Annotated in this window: 19 protein-coding genes; 11 read left to right on the top strand and 8 right to left on the bottom strand. The window is 64.3% G+C overall.

The annotated features are described in order from the left end of the window. Window positions 1-119: 119 nt before the first annotated feature. Window positions 120-1,112 carry an autoinducer 2 ABC transporter substrate-binding protein gene (locus tag OKW20_RS11475; protein ID WP_156134040.1) on the bottom strand — a complete coding sequence of 331 codons (993 nt, stop codon included), beginning with the start codon at window positions 1,110-1,112 and terminating at the stop codon, window positions 120-122. A gap of 244 nt (window positions 1,113-1,356) precedes the next feature. Between OKW20_RS11475 and OKW20_RS11470 the strand changes: the two genes are divergently transcribed. The 3 genes from OKW20_RS11470 to OKW20_RS11460 all read left to right on the top strand — a co-directional run bounded on the left by OKW20_RS11470 (window position 1,357) and on the right by OKW20_RS11460 (window position 3,676). Further along, entirely contained in the window at window positions 1,357-2,415 is a 1,059-nt protein-coding gene (locus OKW20_RS11470) for a LacI family DNA-binding transcriptional regulator (RefSeq protein WP_402321590.1), read from the top strand. 88 nt (window positions 2,416-2,503) lie between these two features. Next, window positions 2,504-2,956, top strand: a complete 453-nt coding sequence (locus tag OKW20_RS11465; protein WP_429172256.1) for an Lrp/AsnC family transcriptional regulator — start codon at window positions 2,504-2,506, stop codon at window positions 2,954-2,956. A gap of 96 nt (window positions 2,957-3,052) precedes the next feature. Then, window positions 3,053-3,676 carry a LysE family translocator gene (locus OKW20_RS11460; protein WP_043614975.1) on the top strand — a complete coding sequence of 208 codons (624 nt, stop codon included), beginning with the start codon at window positions 3,053-3,055 and terminating at the stop codon, window positions 3,674-3,676. 55 nt (window positions 3,677-3,731) lie between these two features. Here the strand turns inward: OKW20_RS11460 and OKW20_RS11455 are convergent, their stop codons facing one another. Then, entirely contained in the window at window positions 3,732-4,145 is a 414-nt protein-coding gene (locus tag OKW20_RS11455) for a GFA family protein (RefSeq protein ID WP_043614973.1), read from the bottom strand. Between the two features lie 67 nt (window positions 4,146-4,212). On the opposite strand from OKW20_RS11455, the gene OKW20_RS11450 reads away from it, so the two are divergent. Beyond that, window positions 4,213-4,371, top strand: coding sequence for a hypothetical protein (locus OKW20_RS11450; protein WP_156134039.1), 159 nt, complete (start codon window positions 4,213-4,215; stop codon window positions 4,369-4,371). A gap of 28 nt (window positions 4,372-4,399) precedes the next feature. Here the strand turns inward: OKW20_RS11450 and OKW20_RS11445 are convergent, their stop codons facing one another. From OKW20_RS11445 to OKW20_RS11435, 3 genes are all read right to left on the bottom strand, one after another. Continuing rightward, complete coding sequence (locus OKW20_RS11445; protein ID WP_052201721.1) at window positions 4,400-5,395, bottom strand: DUF535 family protein; 996 nt, start codon at window positions 5,393-5,395, stop codon at window positions 4,400-4,402. Window positions 5,396-5,596: 201 nt separating this feature from the next. Beyond that, entirely contained in the window at window positions 5,597-6,769 is a 1,173-nt protein-coding gene (locus tag OKW20_RS11440; protein WP_429172253.1) for an ATP-binding protein, read from the bottom strand. Then, a complete protein-coding gene (locus tag OKW20_RS11435) occupies window positions 6,766-7,461 on the bottom strand; it encodes a response regulator (RefSeq protein ID WP_043626533.1) in 696 nt (231 codons plus the stop codon). The genes OKW20_RS11440 and OKW20_RS11435 overlap by 4 nt, the downstream gene beginning before the upstream one ends. 160 nt (window positions 7,462-7,621) lie before the next feature. On the opposite strand from OKW20_RS11435, the gene fabZ reads away from it, so the two are divergent. Together fabZ and OKW20_RS11425 are read left to right on the top strand one after the other, a co-directional pair. Beyond that, on the top strand, window positions 7,622-8,287 hold the full coding sequence (fabZ, locus tag OKW20_RS11430; protein ID WP_429172251.1) for a 3-hydroxyacyl-ACP dehydratase FabZ: 666 nt from the start codon (window positions 7,622-7,624) through the stop codon (window positions 8,285-8,287). Between the two features lie 252 nt (window positions 8,288-8,539). After that, window positions 8,540-9,337 carry a phosphatase PAP2 family protein gene (locus OKW20_RS11425; protein WP_429172249.1) on the top strand — a complete coding sequence of 266 codons (798 nt, stop codon included), beginning with the start codon at window positions 8,540-8,542 and terminating at the stop codon, window positions 9,335-9,337. A 24-nt stretch (window positions 9,338-9,361) separates the two neighbouring features. On the opposite strand, the gene OKW20_RS11420 is transcribed toward OKW20_RS11425, so the two are convergent. Both OKW20_RS11420 and OKW20_RS11415 read right to left on the bottom strand, forming a co-directional pair. Continuing rightward, on the bottom strand, window positions 9,362-11,455 hold the full coding sequence (locus OKW20_RS11420) for a two-component system sensor histidine kinase NtrB (RefSeq protein WP_429172247.1): 2,094 nt from the start codon (window positions 11,453-11,455) through the stop codon (window positions 9,362-9,364). Continuing rightward, a complete protein-coding gene (locus tag OKW20_RS11415; RefSeq protein ID WP_402321564.1) occupies window positions 11,452-12,192 on the bottom strand; it encodes a response regulator transcription factor in 741 nt (246 codons plus the stop codon). Before OKW20_RS11415 ends, OKW20_RS11420 begins: the two co-directional genes overlap by 4 nt. Before the next feature lie 218 nt (window positions 12,193-12,410). Between OKW20_RS11415 and OKW20_RS11410 the strand changes: the two genes are divergently transcribed. The 5 genes from OKW20_RS11410 (at window position 12,411) to OKW20_RS11390 (ending at window position 18,876) form a co-directional block, all read left to right on the top strand. After that, a complete protein-coding gene (locus OKW20_RS11410; RefSeq protein WP_429172245.1) occupies window positions 12,411-13,433 on the top strand; it encodes an ABC transporter substrate-binding protein in 1,023 nt (340 codons plus the stop codon). A gap of 126 nt (window positions 13,434-13,559) precedes the next feature. Then, a complete protein-coding gene (locus OKW20_RS11405) occupies window positions 13,560-14,585 on the top strand; it encodes an ABC transporter substrate-binding protein (RefSeq protein WP_429172244.1) in 1,026 nt (341 codons plus the stop codon). Between the two features lie 140 nt (window positions 14,586-14,725). Beyond that, window positions 14,726-16,960 carry an ABC transporter permease gene (locus OKW20_RS11400; protein WP_429172242.1) on the top strand — a complete coding sequence of 745 codons (2,235 nt, stop codon included), beginning with the start codon at window positions 14,726-14,728 and terminating at the stop codon, window positions 16,958-16,960. An 8-nt stretch (window positions 16,961-16,968) separates the two neighbouring features. After that, complete coding sequence (locus tag OKW20_RS11395; protein ID WP_429172344.1) at window positions 16,969-18,030, top strand: ABC transporter ATP-binding protein; 1,062 nt, start codon at window positions 16,969-16,971, stop codon at window positions 18,028-18,030. A gap of 33 nt (window positions 18,031-18,063) precedes the next feature. Further along, window positions 18,064-18,876 carry an inositol monophosphatase family protein gene (locus OKW20_RS11390; protein WP_429172241.1) on the top strand — a complete coding sequence of 271 codons (813 nt, stop codon included), beginning with the start codon at window positions 18,064-18,066 and terminating at the stop codon, window positions 18,874-18,876. Here the strand turns inward: OKW20_RS11390 and OKW20_RS11385 are convergent, their stop codons facing one another. After that, window positions 18,877-19,662, bottom strand: a complete 786-nt coding sequence (locus OKW20_RS11385; RefSeq protein WP_429118243.1) for a slipin family protein — start codon at window positions 19,660-19,662, stop codon at window positions 18,877-18,879. Window positions 19,663-19,693 lie beyond the last annotated feature (31 nt).

Here is a 19,693-nt window from a genome sequence, read left to right as displayed (position 1 = left end):
GAGCAGGATGCGGGCAGAACCGCAAACACCTTTCCTCATCCGGCTCCGGTACGGTTGAGGGACTTGCCAGGCCGGCCGAAGCCGGCCCAGCAGCCGGGAGAACCCTTAAATTCGGGTTTTCAGAGGCCCATGGCCGCGAGATCCGCGACCGTGTCCTTGTTGATCGGTACGAGCTGGTCAACGATGATGTTGCGGTTTTCGAAGTCCGGCTTGACCTTGCCGAGACCTTCGATCTCGTCACCGTCCTTGACCTCCTCGCCCTTCATCAGCTTGTCGGCGAGCGTGACGAAGACTTCGCCGGCCTGTTTCGGATTCCACATGAAGCCGCCGGAGATCGCGTCGGCCTTCACCAGCTTCTGGCCCTGGCCGGGCGAGAAGGGACCGAGCACGAAGATCTCGCCGACCTTGCGTCGTTCCTCGACGGCGCGGCCGGCGCCGATCGGGCCCTGGCTGCCGAAGGCAAGGAAGCCCTTCAGGTTCGGATGAGCAGAGATCAGGTCGAGCGCGGTCGACCGGCTCTTGTCGACGTCTTCGGCCACGCCGTAGCGATCGCCGACCAGCGTCATATCCGGATGGTTCTTCTTGATGTAGGCGATCGCGGCATCGGCCCAGGCATTGTGCAGCGGCACAGTCAGCGAACCGACGAAGACGGCATATTCGCCCTTGCCGCCCATCTTCTCGGCGAGCAGCTTGCCGTGCGCCTCGCCGAAACCGGTCGAGGATGCGAGCTCGAAGTCCCAGTCGGCACCCTTCTGGCTCGGGGATTCATGGGTGATGACGATGATGCCCTTCTCCTTGGCCTTGGTCAGCACCGGCTCCAGCACCTTGGCGTCGTTCGGAACCACGCCGATCACCTTCACGCCTTGGGCGATGAGGTCCTCGATGGCGCGCACCTGCAGCGCCGGGTCGGCGCTGGTCGGGCCGACCATGAAGGCGTCGATACCGAGCTTCTGGCCGCGCTCCTTGATGCCGGCCTCCATGGCGTTGAACCACGGAATGCCGCCGATCTTGACGACGACGCCGACCTTGCCGGCGTCCTGTGCAAAGGCTGCCGCCGAACTCGCAAGCGCCAGCGATGTCGCCAGGGCGGCGACGAGAATTTTCCTGATCATGTTCTCTCCTCCACTCGTTCCCATCAAGGGAACGCGCCCGGTCGCCTCGGCGCCGGCCTCCAGTTTCAAATCATCACTGGCGAAGTGTTCCTCGCCTCCCTGAAACGCCGCCTCCTCAGACGACACCACCAAATTTGCACAATCGATATTTCTTGTTTGCACAATCGATGGTGCAAGAACTATTGTGCAGACTTAATCTTTCGTCAAGGGGAAATCGGCACTAAAACCACGAGGGGAGAAAACGATGGCCAGCAGCAGCAAGAAGAAAGCGACGATCTACGACCTGTCGGTGTTGTCGGGGAGCTCGCCTTCAACCGTAAGTGCGGTTCTGAACGGCACTTGGCAGAAGCGCCGGATCAAGGAAAGCACGGCGGAACTGATCCGCAGCCTGGCTGAGACCCACCAGTACACGGCCAACCGCCAGGCGCGCGGGTTGCGCAGTTCGCGCTCTGGCCTGATCGGCCTGCTGCTTCCGATCCATGACAACCGCTACTTCTCGTCGATGGCACAGACCTTCGAGGCGCATGTCCGAAGCAAGGGCCAATGCCCGATCGTCGTCAGCGCCAGCCGCGACCCGGAGGAAGAGCGCAAGACCGCCGAAACGCTGATCTCCTATTCGATCGACGAACTGTTCATCTGCGGCGCGACCGACCCCGACGGCGTGCACGAGGTCTGCGAGGCGGCCGGCCTCAAGCACATCAATATCGACCTGCCCGGCACCAAAGTACCCTCCGTCATCAGCGACAACTACGAGGGCGGACGCATGCTGACGGAGGCGATCATCCGCCACTTCCAGGCGTCCGGTCCGCTTGCGCCGCACGAACTCTACCTCTTCGGCGGCCGCAACGACCACGCCAGCCGCGAACGTATCCGCGGCTTCCGCGCCGTCAAAAGCGAACTTCTCGGCGCCGATCCGGACGAATGCATCCAGCCGACGGGCTATGCGCCGAACAATGCTCGCCTCGCCTTCGAGGCCTTCTACGAGAAGCACGGCAAGCTGCCGCGCGGCCTCTTCGTCAACTCGTCGATCAACTTCGAAGGCCTGCTGCGCTTCATGGCCGGTCACCCGCACGAGAATTTCGCCGACCTCGTCGTCGGCTGCTACGACTACGATCCCTTCGCGTCCTTCCTGCCCTTCCCCGTCATCATGATCCGCCAGGACGTCGAGGGTATGATCACCAAGGCCTTCGACGTCATCGAGGAAGCCCGGCCGCAGCCGCGCATTCACCTGATCCAGCCCGAACTGGTGCAACCGCGCACGGCGCTGACAGGCCCGCTCGACGCGTTGAAAGACATCGAATAGCCCAGGACACCACCGATTCCGCGGTCGCTAGGACGTAAAACAGAAAAATCCTCTGTACATTCCATTAGAATCATCGTATTCATTGGCCATGGATGACGTTGACAGAAAAATCGTCGAAATTCTCGCTGACGATGCACGGCGATCGCTGACCGATATCGGCGCCGCGGTGGAATTGTCGCCGTCGGCCGTCAACGAACGCATTCGCCGGCTCGTCGCCAATGGCATGATCCGAAATTTCACCGTCGAGGTCGATCACCGCGCGCTCGGCCTCGACGTGCTCGCCTTCGTCTGGGTCGGCCTTGCGCCGGACGCGGACGAGGAGGCGTTTCGCAGCTTCATGGCCGGCCATCCCGCCGTGGCGGAATGCCACCATGTCACCGGCGCCTGGTCCTATTGTGTCAAGGTGCGGATGCCGTCGCTCAGTGACCTCGAGCCGTTCCTTGCCGAAATGAAGCAACGGCGGTTCCTGGCGCGAAGCGAAACGGTGATCGCGCTGTCGACCGTGCGGGAAAGCCTGACGACGATCGCGCCGCGCGCCTGACGGACGCGCAAACCGCAGCAACTTTTTTGTTTTGCCGGGCAGGCACCGTCCTTCAAGCGGATCGGTGCGACCATGCCGCGGCCGGAGCCCTATGCCATGTCCACATTGTTGTTTGGAAAAAGCCTGCTCGTCGGCCTCGCGGTCGCAGCTCCACTTGGCCCCATTGGGGCGCTCTGCATCAACCGCACGCTGGAGCGCGGTTTCTGGGCGGGCGTGGCCGGCGGCCTCGGAACGGCCGCCGCCGATGCCACCTATGCGGCCCTTGCGGCAATCGGCTTTGCCGCCTTTGCCGCCGTGCTTTCGATCATCGCCATGCCGCTCGGTCTTGCTGGCGGACTGTTCATGATCTGGCTCGGCTGGAGTGGATTGCGGCCGAAGCCGGTGACGGCGGCGGCCGATGTCGGTGGACGCGATCTCATTCGCACGACCATCGCCACGTTTTTCCTGACGATGACGAGCCCGGCGACGATCCTTTCCTTTGCCGCGATCTTCGCTGGCCTCGGCCTTGCCGAAGCGGGCGACGCGGTCAGTGCTGCCGTCGTGGTCCTGGGCGTCTTCCTGGGATCGCTCGGCTGGTGGTTTTTCCTAAGCGGCGGTGTAGCGATCGCCCGGTCGCGACTGCCCGACAGCTTCGTCGTCTGGGTATCGCGCATTTCGGGGTTGGTCCTGATCGCCTTCGGCATGATTGCCATCGGCGCCGCCGCGAAGGGGCTGCTCTAACGCCTGTTGACGCAGCCCTTTACCGGCTGCGTCAATCACTTTCGGCCCCTAAGCGTCAGGTCGCGGGCTTTACCGCCTCCACGTGCCACCACTTGGGTCGGGCAGTGCGATAGCTGTGGCTCTTCGGGATCAGATCGACGGCACTCGTCTTGTCGAACGCGCCGAGCAGAAGGGCAACCACCGGCGCATCGTCGATCGCGCCGAGACTGCTGCCGCAAGCCGGGCAGAAGGCGCGGCTGGAATAATCAGAGGAACGATAAACCGATGGCGCGCCGCCCGGTCCGGTCCAGGTCACGGCTTCGCTCGGAAATTCGACCCACGCCAGGGTCAAGGCGCCCGAATGGCGCTGGCACATCTTGCACGAACACGTATGCGGCTTGCCGGCTGTCCCTTGCGCCTCGAACCGGATTGCTCCGCAAAGGCATCCGCCCGTGTGCGGCTTGAGCCTCTTGGCAACGGACCGCGTCATACTTACCTCCAGTTGTGGCTTCGAATCGGCGCCAGTATAAACATCCGCGACCAAATTGGAGGCATCCGTGCGTGCAGTTCGGGCGATATCTGCCCTTGTGGTTTTCGGCGGCATCGCAGGCGAGGCAATGGCCGAGGATGGTGTGCGCCCGTCTGCAACCGGGCCAATGCCGAAGGACCGGATCGTCTCCGGCGCCTTCGAGATGGACTTCACGAAGATCCCGTAATCGCGGCAGCTTACATGCCGGCACCGGCTCAGTAAAACCACGCGCCGATATCACGAAACGCGCGTTTGCTCTGATCGCGCCTGTTGCCGTCGCGGGCCGCCTGATCGTCGCCGATCGGCAGACTGAAGCCGAAAGGCTCGGCCGGCACACCGCCGCGATCGCACCAATAGGCATCGAGGTCGGCGCGCATCATCCGGCGCCGCTTGAGCCGGCGGCGGTTGATGACGTGCCTGTCGTTCGAAACCGCGAAGACGTGCCCGGCCTGGCCTTCCGTCACCAGGCCGTTGAGGACGAGCAGGGCCGCATCCTTGGGCCGAAGCCCGCCGAGATCGCGTGTTGCCGTGATCAGCGCTCGCTTAGCCTCTTCGCCCTTCGGCCCCTGCATTCCGCCGATGGCGAGACTATAGCTGTCTCCCTCGCACCGCACGAAGACGAAGCCGACGGTGCAGAGCGCGTAGCCGTCGCTCTGCCGGCGCAGCCGGATTGCGAAAGCTCCCTCGTGGCGGGCGCCGCTATGATCGGCCAGTTGCAGCTGGATGCGATAATTTTCGCTGCGACCGGAAACCGTGCCCATCTCCAGGGTACTGCCGCGCCAGAGCGCCATCAGCGATCGACGCGACAGAACCTCGCTTGCGACATCGAAGTGATTGAGCAGCAGGTCGAGCCTCGCAGCCGACGACGCGCCGTGCAGGAAGAATGTCGGGATCGATTTGCGCACAAGGTCGTCATGCGGCAAGCCCAGTCGGTAGCGCTCGGAGAAATCTCCAAGAAAGCCGATCCAGCGCGATGTCAGGAGCGGATGGCGCGCAAACCGCATGGAAAAGACGACTGCGCGCTTCAGGCTCACTCTCAGGCCGAGCTTGAGCACATGGCCGGTGAGCGACGTTTTCTCCCCTGAATTTTCACCGACGACGGGCGCAGAAACCGACCGGCCCGAAGGCGCCAGCGGCTCGCCGATGAATGCCTTGCCGTCGACCGGCAACCGCAGATCCGCGCTGTATTCCTGCCTGAATTCCAGGGACATGGTGCTATCCTTGAGTGCAAACGCTGCTGGCCGAAGGACTCGGCCGAGCTCAGGTTTGCCCGGGCACTGTCAAGGATTTGCGGAGAACCGGTGGGCAATTGCACACCGGTTCCATACACGCGCAAGGATGGTGACGCGTCGAAAGTCCGGCCGGACAAGAAACGAAAAATTGCGCAACGCTGCTGCAGCAACGCCGGTTGCTCAGAGGGCGGGTTCCCGCGGCAGGACGAGCGTTATCACGGCGCCGCCGCCGGCGCGCGCGGCAAACTCAAGCCGTCCACCATGCGCCTTGGCGATCGCCTGGACGACGGAAAGCCCCAGACCCGTTCCGCCCGTCGCGCGCGATCGCGAGGCGTCGCCGCGCCAGAACAGGTCAATCGAATGGGTCGAAACGTCGTCCGGAAGACCGGGACCACGGTCCAGCAACCGGACAAAAGCCTCATCGACGCCCCGTCGCCCGGTCTCGCAGCGCAGGACACGGCCGTCTGCGGCGTAGCGCGTGGCGTTTTCGATCAGCGCCAGCAGCGCCTGGCGCAGGCGCTGCGAATCGCCTGAAACCCGCACCGGCTCGAGCGCGACCTCCACCGACATGCCAACCGAGCCAAGCAGGGTGTTCGACGCGCCAAGCACCTGGGTCGCCTCAACTGCGAGATCCACCGGGTGGCGCTGGGTGACCAGCTTCTGTCCGGCGGCAAGCGACAGGGTGCGCAGGTCCTCCACCAGAGCGGAGAGCCCCTCCACCTGCAGCAGCAATTGCCGCACCCTCTCTTGCTCAAGGGGGAAAACGCCGTCGGCCATTCCCTGAAGATTGCCCTGCAGGATCGTCAGCGGCGTGCGCAGTTCATGCGCCACGGCCATTGTATTGAAGCGGAGCCTGTCCTCCATGCTTTCAAGCTCGGCCGCCAGTTCATCAAATGTTTTCACGAGAGTAGCCACCTCCTTGGCCCCCTTGCGGATAGAGCCGACACGCACCGCAAAGTCCCCGGCCCGGAGGTCCTGTGTCGCCCGTGCCAACGCTTCAAGCGGGCGGCTGATCTTGCGTGCCAGCCAGTAGCCGACCAAGCCGCAGAACGCGACGGCGATGCCCCCGAAACCGAGAATGAGCTTGTCGACTTCCCAGTTCCCCCACTCCTCAAGCTCCTCCGTGCTGGCCAGCAGGACCTGTAGCGAGTCCGGCGACGGCACCTTGCCGCTATTGAGATCCTTGTAAGCCTCGACCGCCTTTGCCGGCATCCTATCCAGCAGTTTTGCCTCCAGCTGCGACTCCATAGAGTTCACACCGCCGTAGACGATGACGACGCTGAACACGAGCAGGACGACGATCACCAGGGCGGTCAGGATACCCAGCGGAAGGCGCGACAGGCTGACTTTCATCTTGGCTCCACGAAGCGATAACCGACGCCGCGAACGGCGCTGAAGAAGCCGCAGGCCCCGAGATCTTCCAGCTTGCGCCTGAGATTGGCGATGTGGGTGTCGACCGTGCGGGCGAGCGCGTCGCTGTCCGGCAGGCAGGCGTCGAGAATATCGGCGCGATCGAAGGCATGCGTCGGGCGGCGGATCATGTGAGCAAGAATGCGGAACTCGCTGAGCGTCAACGGCACGGAGTGGCGATTGCCGGCTTTCTCGACGAAGGCGACATGGGCGTCGAGATCGACCTCGACACTCTCGAAGCGGAGCACGGTGGCGCCGGCGCCGTTGCGGGTACGGCGGAGCACCGCGTTGACGCGCGCCACCACCTCCTGCGGGTTGAACGGCTTGATGACGTAGTCATCCGCGCCGAGCCTCAGCCCCGTCAGCCGGTCGAGATCTTCCGCCAGCGCCGTGACCATGATGACGGGCGTGTTCCCCTCACGGCGAAGGCGGGCGAGAACCTCGAACCCGTCGAGCTTCGGCATGCGAACGTCCAGCAGCACCAGGTCCGGCGACAGCACCGCATGGTGGGTCAGCGCCGTCTCGCCGTCGGCGGCACGCACCGTCCGGAAACCGTCGCGCACGAGATAGGCGTCCAGGATCTGCGCAATCTCCGGCTCGTCTTCCGCCAGAAGAATGAGACCCTTATCGACCATGAAAGAACTCCTTGCGCGTGATGTTGTGATCAGCAGCTTATGTGACGAATGAAGCCGCGTTGCAATTCATCCGAGCGGCCCGATGGTCGCTTGAGCGCCCCTCCGGATAGAGCTCCCGACAAATCTTCACCAAACCTTGGCAAATGGCCTTGAGGGTCCGGTGACAAACGTCGCAGGTGACGCGCACTGGCGGCTTTTGAAAAACGAACAGAGGCGGATTTCGGCCAGCTTGAGCTTCGAGCAGGCCAGGGCGAAGGCATGTTTCGGCGCATCTGCGCCGAGCGCTCTGCCACAGCTCACCTGGGGCGACATCCACCAAGGTTCACAAGGCCAACAATCCCATACCAGTCGAAAGTCCGCCATGAACGCCCAACCCGACGGTCTGCAATCCGCAGACATTGTAAAAATTCTGCGCACGATCCCGCATCGGTATCCGTTTCTACTGGTGGATCGCATCGCCTCGATGCGTGGAGAGGAGCACTGCGTCGGCGTAAAGAATGTCTCGATCAACGAACCACAGTTTCAGGGGCACTTTCCCGACAATCCGGTATTTCCCGGCGCGCTGATCATAGAGGGCATGGCGCAGACGGCCGGCGTCGCCTGCGCGGCGTCGAAAATCGCTCAAGGTCTGACCCCGAAGATCATCTACATGCTGGCGGTGGACAAGGCGCGGTTTCGCAAACCGGTCCAACCTGGCGATACCCTCGAATACCACATGACGAAAATCGCCTATCGCCGCAACATCTGGCGCTATCGCGGCGAGGCGTTGGTCGCAGGCGAACTGGTCGCTGAGGCTGAGATCGCCGCCTATCTCGAAGCGGCGTAATCCCGAGCGCAGCGACAGAGCGGCCGGCAGTTTCGGGTTGGCGAGGGCGAAGCGCCCTCGCGCGCCACAAACCGCACGGAGAAGTGGCAGCGCCTCAACCGGAGTATCCAATTGACCGCGACGCCGTGGCTATTCGGCCGGCAGCAACTCCGCCCGCTCTTGCGCATCAAGCGCTCCCCGTTCCTCGACGCAGCCTTGACAGAGCGGAGCAAGTGTCCGGCCCACACATTCCGACAACTTGCGAGCGACCGCATGTCCAGCCTTTATTCATCCACGGCGACTTCCTCAAACAGCAGCCGATGGCCGCGCTCCAATCCTCGTCTCTGGCCGGGGCAGGCGCGCGCCCGCCTCGAACAGCAGCCGGTTGCGGCTGCCGGCGCGCTGACCATTTGCGCAGCTTTCGTCTTCATGGCCTTTCCCGGCATCGATCTTGCCGTCTCGCGCTGGGCCGCCTTTGCCACCGGCGACTTTCCGCTCTCGCGGGAGCCGGAGCTGCGTGCCCTTCGTGACCTCAACCGTATCCTGCCGGTTTTCATTCTGCCCTGCGTGCTGGCGCTTCTGGTTGCGCAGGCCGTCGCACCCCGCCCCTGGCTGCCCCGCCCGCACAAGGCGCTGTTCTTCCTGACCTTCTTTGCGGTCGGGCCGGGGCTCCTCATCCAGGCGCTGAAGCGGCTGATCGGGCGGGCGCGCCCTTATGAGATCACCGATTTCGGCGGCAGCCTGCCGTTTACGCCGGCCTGGCAAGTGTCTGGTGCCTGCTCGCGCAGTTGCTCCTTTGCGTCGGGCGAATCCGCCACCGCGATCGCGCTCGTGGCGCTTGCGCTGCTGCTGCCGGTTCAATGGCGGCGAACGGCGATCATCGCCCTTGTCCCCCTCGTCCTCGCCTTCTCGCTGAACCGGATCGTGTTCGGCGCGCATTATCTGTCCGATGTCGTGCTGGCCTGGTGCCTGATGCTGTGGCTGATGGCGTGGCTGTGGGCCGTGTTTACCGAAAACGGCGAACGGATCGATGCCGCCGTGCTGCGCCTTTCGCGCCGAAGCGCGCCATAGAGCGCCCGCGAAACCGGCAGAGCTTCAACGCGGAAAGACGAGTTCCACCGTCGTTCCGCGCCCCGGCTGCGAGAGAATGCGGGCGTCGCCGCCGCTTTGCCGGACAAAGCCGTAGACGACGGCAAGGCCAAGGCCGGCGCCGCCCTCCTGGTCGCGGGTGGTGAAGTAGGGCTCGAACGCCTTGTCCACCGCCTCCGGCGACATGCCGATCCCCGCATCGCTCACGGAGACGACGACATCGGCCTCGGCGCTGCCGGCGCGGATCAGGATCGTGCCACCGAGCGGCATCGCCGCGGCGGCGTTGAGGCAGAGATTGAGGATCGCCTGCTCGAAGAGTGCTGCATCGAGATGCACGTTGGGCAGGCTGTCGGCGATCTCGAAGGCGAGCCGGCATTTTTCGCCGACGGCAATTTCCAGCACGTCGGCCATGCCGCGCAGCACCGCGCCGATTTCGAGCGCCCCCGGCTGAAGCGGATGCTGGCTGCCGACGGACAACATGCTCGAAGCCAGCGAGCGCCCGCGATCGGCCGCCTTGCGAATGCGGGCGATATGACGTTTCTGCCGGTCACTAAAGCCCGTTTCGCGCTCCAACAGCCCCAGGCTGCCGGTGATGATGCCAATCATGTTGCCGACCTCATGGCTCACCTGGTGGGTCATGCGCATGATCCCGTCCAGCCGCTGCGCCTTGGCGGCTTCGGCTTCCTGGCGGTCGATCTCCGTCACGTCCCGCGCCAGCAACACGATACCCCGGTCCGGCTGCCGCGACAGCGAGACTTCGGTCACCCGGCCCACACCGGATCGATGGCGCAGCACCAGCCGGTCATCGAGCGACCCCGCCTCCCGATCAGCGGGCAAAAGGGTCGGGTCGATCTCCGGCATCGGACTGACGAACCGGCGCAGCGGCAGCTTCCGCGCCGAGCCTGGCCAGCCGACGAGCTCCATGACGCGACGATTCATCGTGATCGGTTTGCCGCCGGGATCGAAAAGCGCGATCCCTTCGTTCATGTTGCGGAAGGTCGAGCGAATGGTGCGCGCCGCCGCCTCGGCCGTCCGACGAAGCCGCGACACGCGCTCGACGCTTTCGCGAAACGCGCTGAAGGCTTCAAGCAGCCGCAGGAACTCGGTCTCCGTCCCCTTGTAGCTCGGCGTATCGACATCGCGGCGCCCCTGCGCAAGCGCATTCATGCCCTTGGAGAGCGAGACGATCCCGCGCGATACCCGCATGACGGAGCGGATGGAGAAGATCGCCATGACGAGCACGAGCAGCGCGGAGACCGCGACGATGACGAGCAGGCGGCTCAGCGCATCGGAGGTCGAGGCGAGATCCTCGTTGAGACCCCGGGCAACGGCCTCGCTTTGTGTTTCCGTGGCGTGAGAAAGATCGCGCGAGACCGTGTGCAGCCGCGCCACCGCGGCGCGGATGGCGAACATTTCCAGAAGATAGTGGGTCTGCGCCTCGAACACCCGCTCATAGGGCGTCAGCTCGGCGGCCGAAATCCGGCTATCGGGCCCGGCGGGTGCCAGCCGTGGCGTCGTGACGGCAACGTAGCGGCGGCGCAGTTCGCCAAGCTGGAACAGGCTGTCGGAGTTGGACGCCGATTGCACGATCGCATTGAGGCTCTGGCGGACCTCCGAGTTGGCAATGCCGTTGCCGGTGGCAATCTCTCCAAGGGCTGCTGCCGCATCGGCCTTGTACTGCTGGGCCGAATCCGCGTCGGCGGCAAGTGTCACCGTCTGCGTGCGGATCGCATCCAGCAGCTCGACGATGTGGGCGCTGGCAAAGCCGTCGACCGCTGTCTTGCCGATCTCCGGCGCCATGGTCTGAAGCAGGACGTCGACCTGCGCGACGACCGAACGGCTTTCGCTCGACACCCGATAGGGCGATGTCGCGTTCATCAGGAACGGCGCGCTGGACACGAGGTCGGAAACCTGACGCGAAACCAGCGAGGCCTTGGCGAGGCTCGAAAAGGCCTGCAGCCCGTAGGCCGCCATCTCGTCACGCGCCCGTTGTAGGCCGAACACGGCGACCGTTGCCAGGCTGAAGACGAGGACGCAGATGAAGACGATCGCAAACGGCAGGCGGAAGGCGATCGACGAAAGGAACGGGCGGCTAATCACGGCCGAGCCTCGCCGTCGTCGGTATCCAGCACATAGCCCTTGCCGCGCCGCGTCTTGATGTGGCGCGGCAGGTCCGGATTGCGCTCGATCTTGCGGCGCAGACGGAGCACGAGCACATCGACGTTGCGGTCGATGTAGCGATCGCTTTCGGCGCCCAGCCGATCGAGGATGTGGGCGCGGGTGACCGGCGTGTTCGGCGTTTCCGCGAGGATTTCGAGCAGCGCGAACTCGGCGCTGGTGAGCGACCGGGTCGCGTCGGAAAGGCAGACCGCGCGCCGGCTCTTGAGATCGATCGACCAGTCGCCGAGCTTTAGCGCCGCGGGCTCGTGCTCGCGCTCGGTCTCCCGCTCCGGCTTCAGCGACGGGTAGGTGCGTCGAAGAACGGCCTTGATCCGGGCCGTCAGTTCGATCGGCTCGAACGGTTTGACGACATAATCGTCGGCGGCCGTCTCCAGTCCCAGCACCCGGTCGGCCGCGCTGCCTGCCGCCGTGACCATGACGATGCCGATATTGGTGCGCGCCCGCAGTCGCTGGGCAAAGGTCCGGCCCGACGTTCCAGGCAGGTTATGGTCGACGAGCACCAGGTGCACCGTTTCCCGCTCGAGGACGATGGCGGCAGCCTCCGCCGAAGGCGCCGTCAGCGGCATCCAGCCTTCGGCCTCCACCAGATCGGAAACAAGCTCCGCCATGTCCGGATCGTCCTCGACGATCAGAATCCGTATTCTCTCACTCAGCATGCACGTCCTCCCGCCGCCATCATAGGCGGGGCTGTCCCAATGATCAAAGCGGCTCGCGTTATGCGCATTGTCACATTTGTAACCTTTGTAATCTTGAAACGGCAAAGCCGCATTCGTGTTGTAAGAACGGTAACCATTCTGCGGGTTGCGACCCGCGGGGAATACCGACATCCTGATTGCGGAGATTGGGGCGGCAGCGCTCCAAATGGGAGGACATCGTGAAAGGCATCACCGCTATCGGCGCGGGCGTGGCCCTATGGCTGTGCGCCGCCACGTCAGGCATGACGGCACCGGCACTGACAGTGCTTTGCGGCGTCGACGAAGCGTGGTGCGCGACGATGAAGGCCGCGTTCGAGGCGAAGTCGGGCATCGAGGTCGCCATGACCCGAAAGAGCAACGGCGACATCCTCACCCAGATCCGCGACGAAAAGGACGCCCCGACCATCGACGTGTGGTGGGGCGGGACCGGCGACACCCATCTGCAGGCGGGATCGGAAAACCTGCTTGAACCCTACCGCCCGGCGCATGAACGCGACATGCTGCCCTGGGCACAGAATTTCTTCGCCATCTCCGGCGGACGTTCGGCGGGCATTTATGCCGGAGCGCTCGGCTTTGCCTACAATGCCGACCTGTTGCATGCCCTGAAACTGCCGGCCCCGACCTGCTGGAAGGATCTCGCCGACAAGGCCTATCGCGGCCGTATCCGCAGCGGCAACCCGAATTCGTCGGGCACCGCCTTCACCACGCTTGCAACGCTGGTGCAGCTCTTCGGCGAGGACGAGGCCTTCCGGTTCATGGCGGCGCTCAACCGCAACATCGACCAGTACACCACGGCCGGTTCGGCACCGGTCAAGGCGGCGGCACGCGGAGAAACCCTGATCGGCATCTCCTTCATGCATGACGCGGTCACGCAGAAGCAGGCGGGCTCGCCGCTCGTCATCGTCGCGCCGTGCGAAGGCACAGGCTACGAGATCGGCGCCGTCAGCATCGTCAAGGGCGCGCGCCATCTGGAAAGCGCCAAGAGCTTCGTCGACTTCGCGCTCACCCCGGAAGGCCAGGGCACGGGTGCGGCCGCCGGCCAGAACCAGGTCCCATCCAATGCCCGCGCCGAGCTGCCGCCGGCCGCACCCGACATTTCGCTGATCAAAATGGTCGATTTCGACTTCGCCACCTTCGGCTCGCCGGACGAACGAAGTCGACTGCTCAAACGGTTCGACGCGGAGATCGCCGCGACGAACTGAGCGCTCCGCGGGAGCCTAGTAATCCGCAGTACCGAAATCGTGAACGTGCCGCCCGGCGGGCAGGCCGATGGCCGCGCCATGCCCGTTCACGTCCAAGTTTCAAACAGGCAACAGGAGGATGCCCCAATGAAAACAACGACGCTTTCCCTCATGCTTTTTGCCGGCACGGCGCTTGCCGCCCTGCCCGCCCAGGCCGCCGGCAGCCTCAACCTCATCTGCTCGGCAGACGTGGTGATCTGCGAGCAGATGACCGGCGATTTCCAGAAGGAAACCGGTATCAAGGTCAACATGGTTCGCCTGTCTTCGGGCGAAACCTACGCCAAGATCCGCGCCGAGGCGCGCAACCCGAAGACCGACATCTGGTGGGCAGGCACCGGCGACCCGCACCTGCAGGCGGCATCGGACGGCCTGACGCTCGAGTACAAGTCGCCGATGCTGGACCAGCTCCAGGATTGGGCGAAGAAGCAGGCTGAAGGCTCGGGCTTCCGCACCGTCGGCGTTTATGCCGGCGCGCTCGGCTGGGGCTACAACACCGAGATCTTCCAGAAGAAGGGCCTGAAAGAGCCGAAGTGCTGGGCCGACCTGCTCGACGCCTCGCTGAAGGGCGAGATCCAGATGGCCAACCCGAACTCTTCCGGCACCGCCTACACGGTGCTTGCCTCGCTGGTGCAGATCATGGGCGAGGACCAAGCCTTCGATTACCTCAAGAAACTCAACGGCAACATCGCGCAGTACACCAAGTCGGGCTCGGCACCGGTGAAGGCAGCCGCACGCGGCGAAGCCGGCCTCGGCATCGTCTTCATGCACGACGCCGTGGCACAGACTGCCGAAGGCTTCCCGATCAAGTCGATCGCACCCTGCGAGGGCACCGGCTACGAGATCGGTTCTATGTCGATCATCCGCGGCGCCAAGAATCTGGACAATGCCAAGGCCTGGTACGACTGGGCGTTGAAGCCCGAGGTCCAGTCGCGCATGAAGGACGCCAAGTCCTTCCAGCTGCCGTCCAACAAATCGGCCGAAGTGCCGAAAGAAGCACCGAAGTTCGAGGACATCAAGCTGATCGACTACGATTTCGCGACCTTCGGCGATGCCGAGAAGCGCAAGGCGCTGCTCGAGCGCTGGGATCGCGAAGTCGGCGCGAGCGCCAACTGATCGCGGTTTGAACGGTTCGGCCGGGTGTTTGATCCGGCCGGCACCGCCCAACGGTCCCAACCGTCGTTCATCGCTTCCGGCAGGCGCCGCGGCGATGCGACCTCACATCATCTTTCATTCCAAATTGCGCGAGGACCGTCATGGAACATCGCAACCGCAGGCTCGACCTCACGCTTGGGCTCGGACTGGCCGCATTCTTGGCTGTCCCCTGGTATCGCATCGAAGGCGGCTTTTTCGGGCTCGGCTGGCTTGCCGATTTCCCCGGCGATCCGGCCGTTGCCCCCGGCCTGATGCAGATCTTCGCCCATGGTAAGCCGTGGCTGATCGTGGCGCTGGTGCTGCTCGGCATCGGCGTGGCAGCGCGTTTCGTCCGCGATCCCGCGCGTCGAGGCCTTCTGCTTGCCGTCGCCGGCGCGACGGGCGTGCTCTATCTCGCCCTGCAAGGGCTGGCGATCGGCTTTTCCGGCTGGACCTGGACGATCAGCGAGACGCTGTTCGGCACGCTTTCCGACGGTCAGCCGTCAATGGGCGCCGGCGCCGTGCTTATGGCACTCACCTTCGTTCTTCTGTTCGCCTTCGGGCTTGCGGAGCGCGGCGTGCTCAAGGGCGACGCCTTCATCGTCGCGGCGATTTCCCTGCTCGTAACCCTCGTCATCGTCTTCGTCTTCTATCCGGTCGGCAGCATGTTCGCCGCGTCGGTTCAGGATTTCGACGGCTCGTTCAAACCGGATGGTTTCATCCGCAATATCCAGGACGCCTCGATCTGGAGCCTGAGCTGCGTCGTCGGCGAAGGTCGTTGCGGCGTCGCCTGGCGCACCCTGTGGCTGGCGCTGATGACGGCGTCCGGCTCGACGCTGCTTGGCCTTGCCTTCGCGCTCGTCGCCACCCGCACCCGCTTCCCCTTCAAGAAGGGCATGCGGCTTCTGACGGTGCTGCCGATCATCACGCCGCCCTTCGTCATCGGCCTAGCGCTGACGCTGCTCTTCGGCCGCGCCGGCGTCGTTACCGAATTTCTCTCCGATGCCTTCGGCGTCGAACCGGGCCGCTGGCTCTACGGCCTCACCGGCATCTGGATCGCCCAGGTCCTTTCCTTCACCCCGATCTCCTTCCTCGTTTTGATCGGCGTCGTGGAAGGCGTCAGTCCCTCCATGGAAGAAGCGTCGCAGACGCTGCGCGCTGATCGTTGGCGCACCTTCTGGACCGTCTCGCTGCCCTTGATGAAGCCTGGCCTCGCCAACGCCTTCCTCATCGGCTTCATCGAAAGCATGGCCGACTTCGGCAATCCGCTGGTGCTCGGTGGCAGCCACGGGGTGCTTTCGACCGAAATCTTCTTCGCCGTCGTCGGCGCGCAAAACGACCCGTCTCGCGCGGCCGTGCTCGCCATCATCCTGCTCTGCTTCACGCTCACGGCCTTCGTCGCGCAACGCTACTGGCTTGCCGGCAAGAATTATTCGACCGTGACCGGCAAGGGCGACTCCGGCGCCCACAGCGCGCTGCCACGCTCGATCTCGATCGGTGTTCACGCCATCGTCATTCCCTGGATGATCTTCACCGTCGTCGTCTACGGCATGATCCTCTTCGGCGGCTTCGTGAAGACCTGGGGCCTCGACAACTCCCTGACGCTCGACCACTACGCCAAGGCCTTCTCGATTTCCTTTGCCGACGGCGCAATCGCCTGGACGGGTGTTGCCTGGAACTCCTTCTGGACGACCATGGAGATCTCACTGATCGCAGCACCGCTGACCGCCATGGTCGGTCTGCTGACGGCCTATCTGATCGTGCGCCAGCGCTTCGCCGGCCGTGACGTCTTCGAGTTCGCGCTGATGCTGAGCTTTGCCATTCCCGGCACGGTCATCGGCATCAGCTACATCATCGCCTTCAACCTGCCGCCGCTGGAAATGACCGGCACGGCGCTGATCCTCGTTGCCTGCTTCGTCTTCCGCAACATGCCGGTCGGCGTGCGCGGCGGGATTGCGGCCATGAGCCAGCTCGACAAGAGCCTCGATGAGGCATCGCTGACGCTGCGGGCAACGAGCTTCCGCACCTTGCGCAAGGTCATCCTGCCCCTGCTTAGGCCGGCGATCGTCGCAGCGTTGGTCTACTCCTTCGTTCGGGCGATCACCTCGATCAGCGCCGTCGTCTTCCTCGTCAGCGCCGAATACAACATGGCAACCGCCTACATCGTCGGCCTCGTCGAAAACGGCGAATTCGGCGTGGCGATCGCCTACTCCTCGGCCCTCATCCTGGTGATGATCACCGTCATCACCGGCCTGCAACTCCTCGTCGGCGAACGCAAGCTGAGGCGCGAAAACCGCGTCCTCGGCGCTGCTCCGGCCCGTTCGTCCAACACCATCTCCCAGGAGAAAACCGCATGAGCACCTCCATGAACACCCCGCGCACCGGCTCGGTCGTCTTCCAGAACGTGCGCAAGCAGTTCGGCAGCTTCACCGCCATCCACGACCTGTCGCTCACCATCGAGCCGGGCACGCTGGTGACCCTGCTCGGCCCCTCCGGCTGTGGCAAGACGACGACGCTGCGCATGCTGGCGGGCCTCGAACACCCGTCCGCCGGCCGGATCCTGATCGGCGGCAAGGACGTGACCATGCTGCCGGCCAACGAACGCGACGTGTCGATGGTCTTCCAGTCCTATGCGCTGTTCCCGCACATGTCCGCGCTCGACAATGTCGCTTACGGGCTGGAATCCTCGGGGATCAAGAAGAAGGAAGCGCGCGAGCGTGCAGAGGAAGGCCTGCAGCTCGTCGGCCTCGGCGGTCTCGGCCAGCGGCTTCCGGCCGAACTTTCGGGCGGCCAGCAGCAGCGCGTCGCCGTTGCCCGCGCGCTCGTGCTCGAACCGCAGGTGTTGCTGCTGGACGAACCGCTGTCCAACCTCGACGCGCGTCTGCGCCGCAAGGTGCGCACGGAAATCCGCGAGTTGCAGCAGCGCCTCGGCTTCACCGCCGTCTACGTCACCCACGACCAGGACGAGGCGCTCGCTGTTTCCGATCGCATCATCGTCATGAAGGATGGTGCGATCGCGCAGCAAGGAGCGCCGCGCGACCTCTATGAGGCTCCGGCCTCCACCTTCATCGCCGACTTCATGGGCGAGGCCAATGTGCTGCCTTGCGAGGTGACCGCGGCTGACGCCGGCCAGGCGACGATCCGCATCGGCGGATTTGAGCACCGCCTGCCCTCCAAGAGCGCCCGGCCGGGCCCGTCGAAACTCGCCGTAAGGCCGAACGCGGTGACGCTGACGCCGGCCAAGGGTGCTGCCCTTTCCGGCACGATCAGCAGCGCCGCCTATCTCGGCGGTCACGTCGAATACGAGGTCGAAACGCCGGCGGGTCTGCTCTTTGTTGTCGATCAGGCGATGGAGGAAATGCTATCTCCGGCAACGGAGGTCGCCATCGGTTTCCGCAACCGGGGCCTCGCTTTGATTGACGCATGACTTTTCACAACTGGATACGAGAAGGACACTTGCATGACTGCTGAAATTGCCGGCCTCGATGCCCGGTTCGCGCTTGCCAAATCCATGGCCGAGGAGGCCGGCCGGCTCGCCTACGATTACTTTCTGAAGCGGGAAACGCTCGTCATCGAAACCAAGCGTGACGCCCACGACGTCGTGTCGATCGCCGACCGCAACGTCGAGACGTTGATCCGCGACAAGATCGCCGCGGCGTTTCCTGATGACGGCGTGCTCGGTGAGGAGCATGGTCTTCTCGACGGCACGTCCGGCTTCACCTGGGTGCTCGACCCGATCGACGGCACCACGCCCTTCGTCAACGGCATGCCGAACTGGTGCGTCTCGATTGCGGTGGTCCATGCGGAGAAGCCTGTGATCGGCGTCATCCAAGCACCCTGCCATCAGGAAACCTATGCCGCGGCAACCGGCCGGGGCGCAACGCTGAACGGCAAGCCGCTTCGTCTCGACGGCACCCGCACGATCCGCAACGCCGTCACCGGGCTTGGCGCCAACGACCAGGTGAAGCCGGGCGAGATGGGCGCTATCGTCGAGCGCCTGCTTTCGGACGGCGGCAACTTCATGCGCAACGGCTCCGGCGCGCTGATGATCGCCTATGTCGCCGCCGGTCGCCTCGTCGGCTACTACGAGCCTTACATGCATGCCTGGGATTGCCTCGGCGGCTATTGCCTGGTGACCGAAGCCGGCGGCTGGACGCTGCCTTTCCCGGCGCGCGGCGAGGCGCTGACGCATTGGGCGCCGGTGCTGGCGGCAGCACCCGGCGCCGTCGACGACCTGCTGAAGGTCGCCCAGCTCGACCGGGCGGCAGCCTGATCACCGCTCAGTCGAGCCGGTGGGCTTGTCGGGCTTGAAGCCCAGCAGGCCGCCGAGCTCCATCGGGAACGGGAAGATCACGGTCGAGTTCTTCTCGCCGGCAATGACGTTCAAGGTGCTCAGATAGCGCAACTGCATGGCCTGAGGCTGCCGGGCGAGGATCTCGGCGGCCTCAAGCAGTTTGGCCGCCGCCTGCTGCTCGCCCTCGGCGTTGATCACCTTGGCGCGCCGCTCGCGCTCGGCTTCGGCCTGACGGGCGATCGCCCGGACCATGCTCTCGTTGATGTCGACATGCTTGATCTCGACCGTCGCCACCTTGATGCCCCAGGCATCCGTCTGGCTGTCGAGGATCTTCTGGATATCGTCGTTCAGACGGTCGCGCTCGGCCAGCATTTCGTCGAGGTCGTGTTTGCCGAGCACCGAGCGCAGGGTCGTCTGCGCCAGCTGGCTGGTCGCCATCATGAAATCCTCGACCTGGATCGTCGATTTTTCCGCATCGATCACCCGGAAGTAGATCACGGCGCTGACGCGGACGGACACGTTGTCGTGGGAGATGACATCCTGGCTCGGCACATCCAGCACCCGGGTCCTGAGATCGACCCGCACCATCTGCTGCACATAGGGCACAAGCAGGATCAGCCCCGGCCCCTTGACGCCGGTGAACCGGCCGAGCGTGAAGACCACGCCGCGCTCGTATTCGCGCAGGATCCGGATCGAATAGGCGATAACGAGAATGGCGAGCACCAGCAACGCAGCAAAAGGAGCAAGGCTCCCGAACATGTCCATGACCATTCCTCCATTCCGGGCGCCTTCACCG

This window comes from Ensifer sp. LBL, from assembly GCF_050435225.1.
In the GTDB taxonomy this organism is placed as follows: Bacteria; Pseudomonadota; Alphaproteobacteria; order Rhizobiales; family Rhizobiaceae; genus Ensifer.
This window is presented reverse-complemented; position numbering and strand designations above follow the sequence as displayed.

Excerpts from the sequence above, each read along its gene's own strand:
- OKW20_RS11475 (WP_156134040.1), bottom strand. The coding sequence starts at position 1,112 with ATGATCAGGAAAATTCTCGTCGCCGCCCTGGCGACATCGCTGGCGCTT.
- OKW20_RS11470 (WP_402321590.1), top strand. The coding sequence starts at position 1,357 with ATGGCCAGCAGCAGCAAGAAGAAAGCGACGATCTACGACCTGTCGGTG.
- OKW20_RS11465 (WP_429172256.1), top strand. The coding sequence starts at position 2,504 with ATGGATGACGTTGACAGAAAAATCGTCGAAATTCTCGCTGACGATGCA.
- OKW20_RS11460 (WP_043614975.1), top strand. The coding sequence starts at position 3,053 with ATGTCCACATTGTTGTTTGGAAAAAGCCTGCTCGTCGGCCTCGCGGTC.
- OKW20_RS11455 (WP_043614973.1), bottom strand. The coding sequence starts at position 4,145 with ATGACGCGGTCCGTTGCCAAGAGGCTCAAGCCGCACACGGGCGGATGC.
- OKW20_RS11445 (WP_052201721.1), bottom strand. The coding sequence starts at position 5,395 with ATGTCCCTGGAATTCAGGCAGGAATACAGCGCGGATCTGCGGTTGCCG.
- OKW20_RS11440 (WP_429172253.1), bottom strand. The coding sequence starts at position 6,769 with ATGAAAGTCAGCCTGTCGCGCCTTCCGCTGGGTATCCTGACCGCCCTG.
- OKW20_RS11435 (WP_043626533.1), bottom strand. The coding sequence starts at position 7,461 with ATGGTCGATAAGGGTCTCATTCTTCTGGCGGAAGACGAGCCGGAGATT.
- OKW20_RS11425 (WP_429172249.1), top strand. The coding sequence starts at position 8,540 with ATGTCCAGCCTTTATTCATCCACGGCGACTTCCTCAAACAGCAGCCGA.
- OKW20_RS11415 (WP_402321564.1), bottom strand. The coding sequence starts at position 12,192 with ATGCTGAGTGAGAGAATACGGATTCTGATCGTCGAGGACGATCCGGAC.
- OKW20_RS11405 (WP_429172244.1), top strand. The coding sequence starts at position 13,560 with ATGAAAACAACGACGCTTTCCCTCATGCTTTTTGCCGGCACGGCGCTT.
- OKW20_RS11400 (WP_429172242.1), top strand. The coding sequence starts at position 14,726 with ATGGAACATCGCAACCGCAGGCTCGACCTCACGCTTGGGCTCGGACTG.
- OKW20_RS11395 (WP_429172344.1), top strand. The coding sequence starts at position 16,969 with ATGAACACCCCGCGCACCGGCTCGGTCGTCTTCCAGAACGTGCGCAAG.
- OKW20_RS11390 (WP_429172241.1), top strand. The coding sequence starts at position 18,064 with ATGACTGCTGAAATTGCCGGCCTCGATGCCCGGTTCGCGCTTGCCAAA.
- OKW20_RS11385 (WP_429118243.1), bottom strand. The coding sequence starts at position 19,662 with ATGGACATGTTCGGGAGCCTTGCTCCTTTTGCTGCGTTGCTGGTGCTC.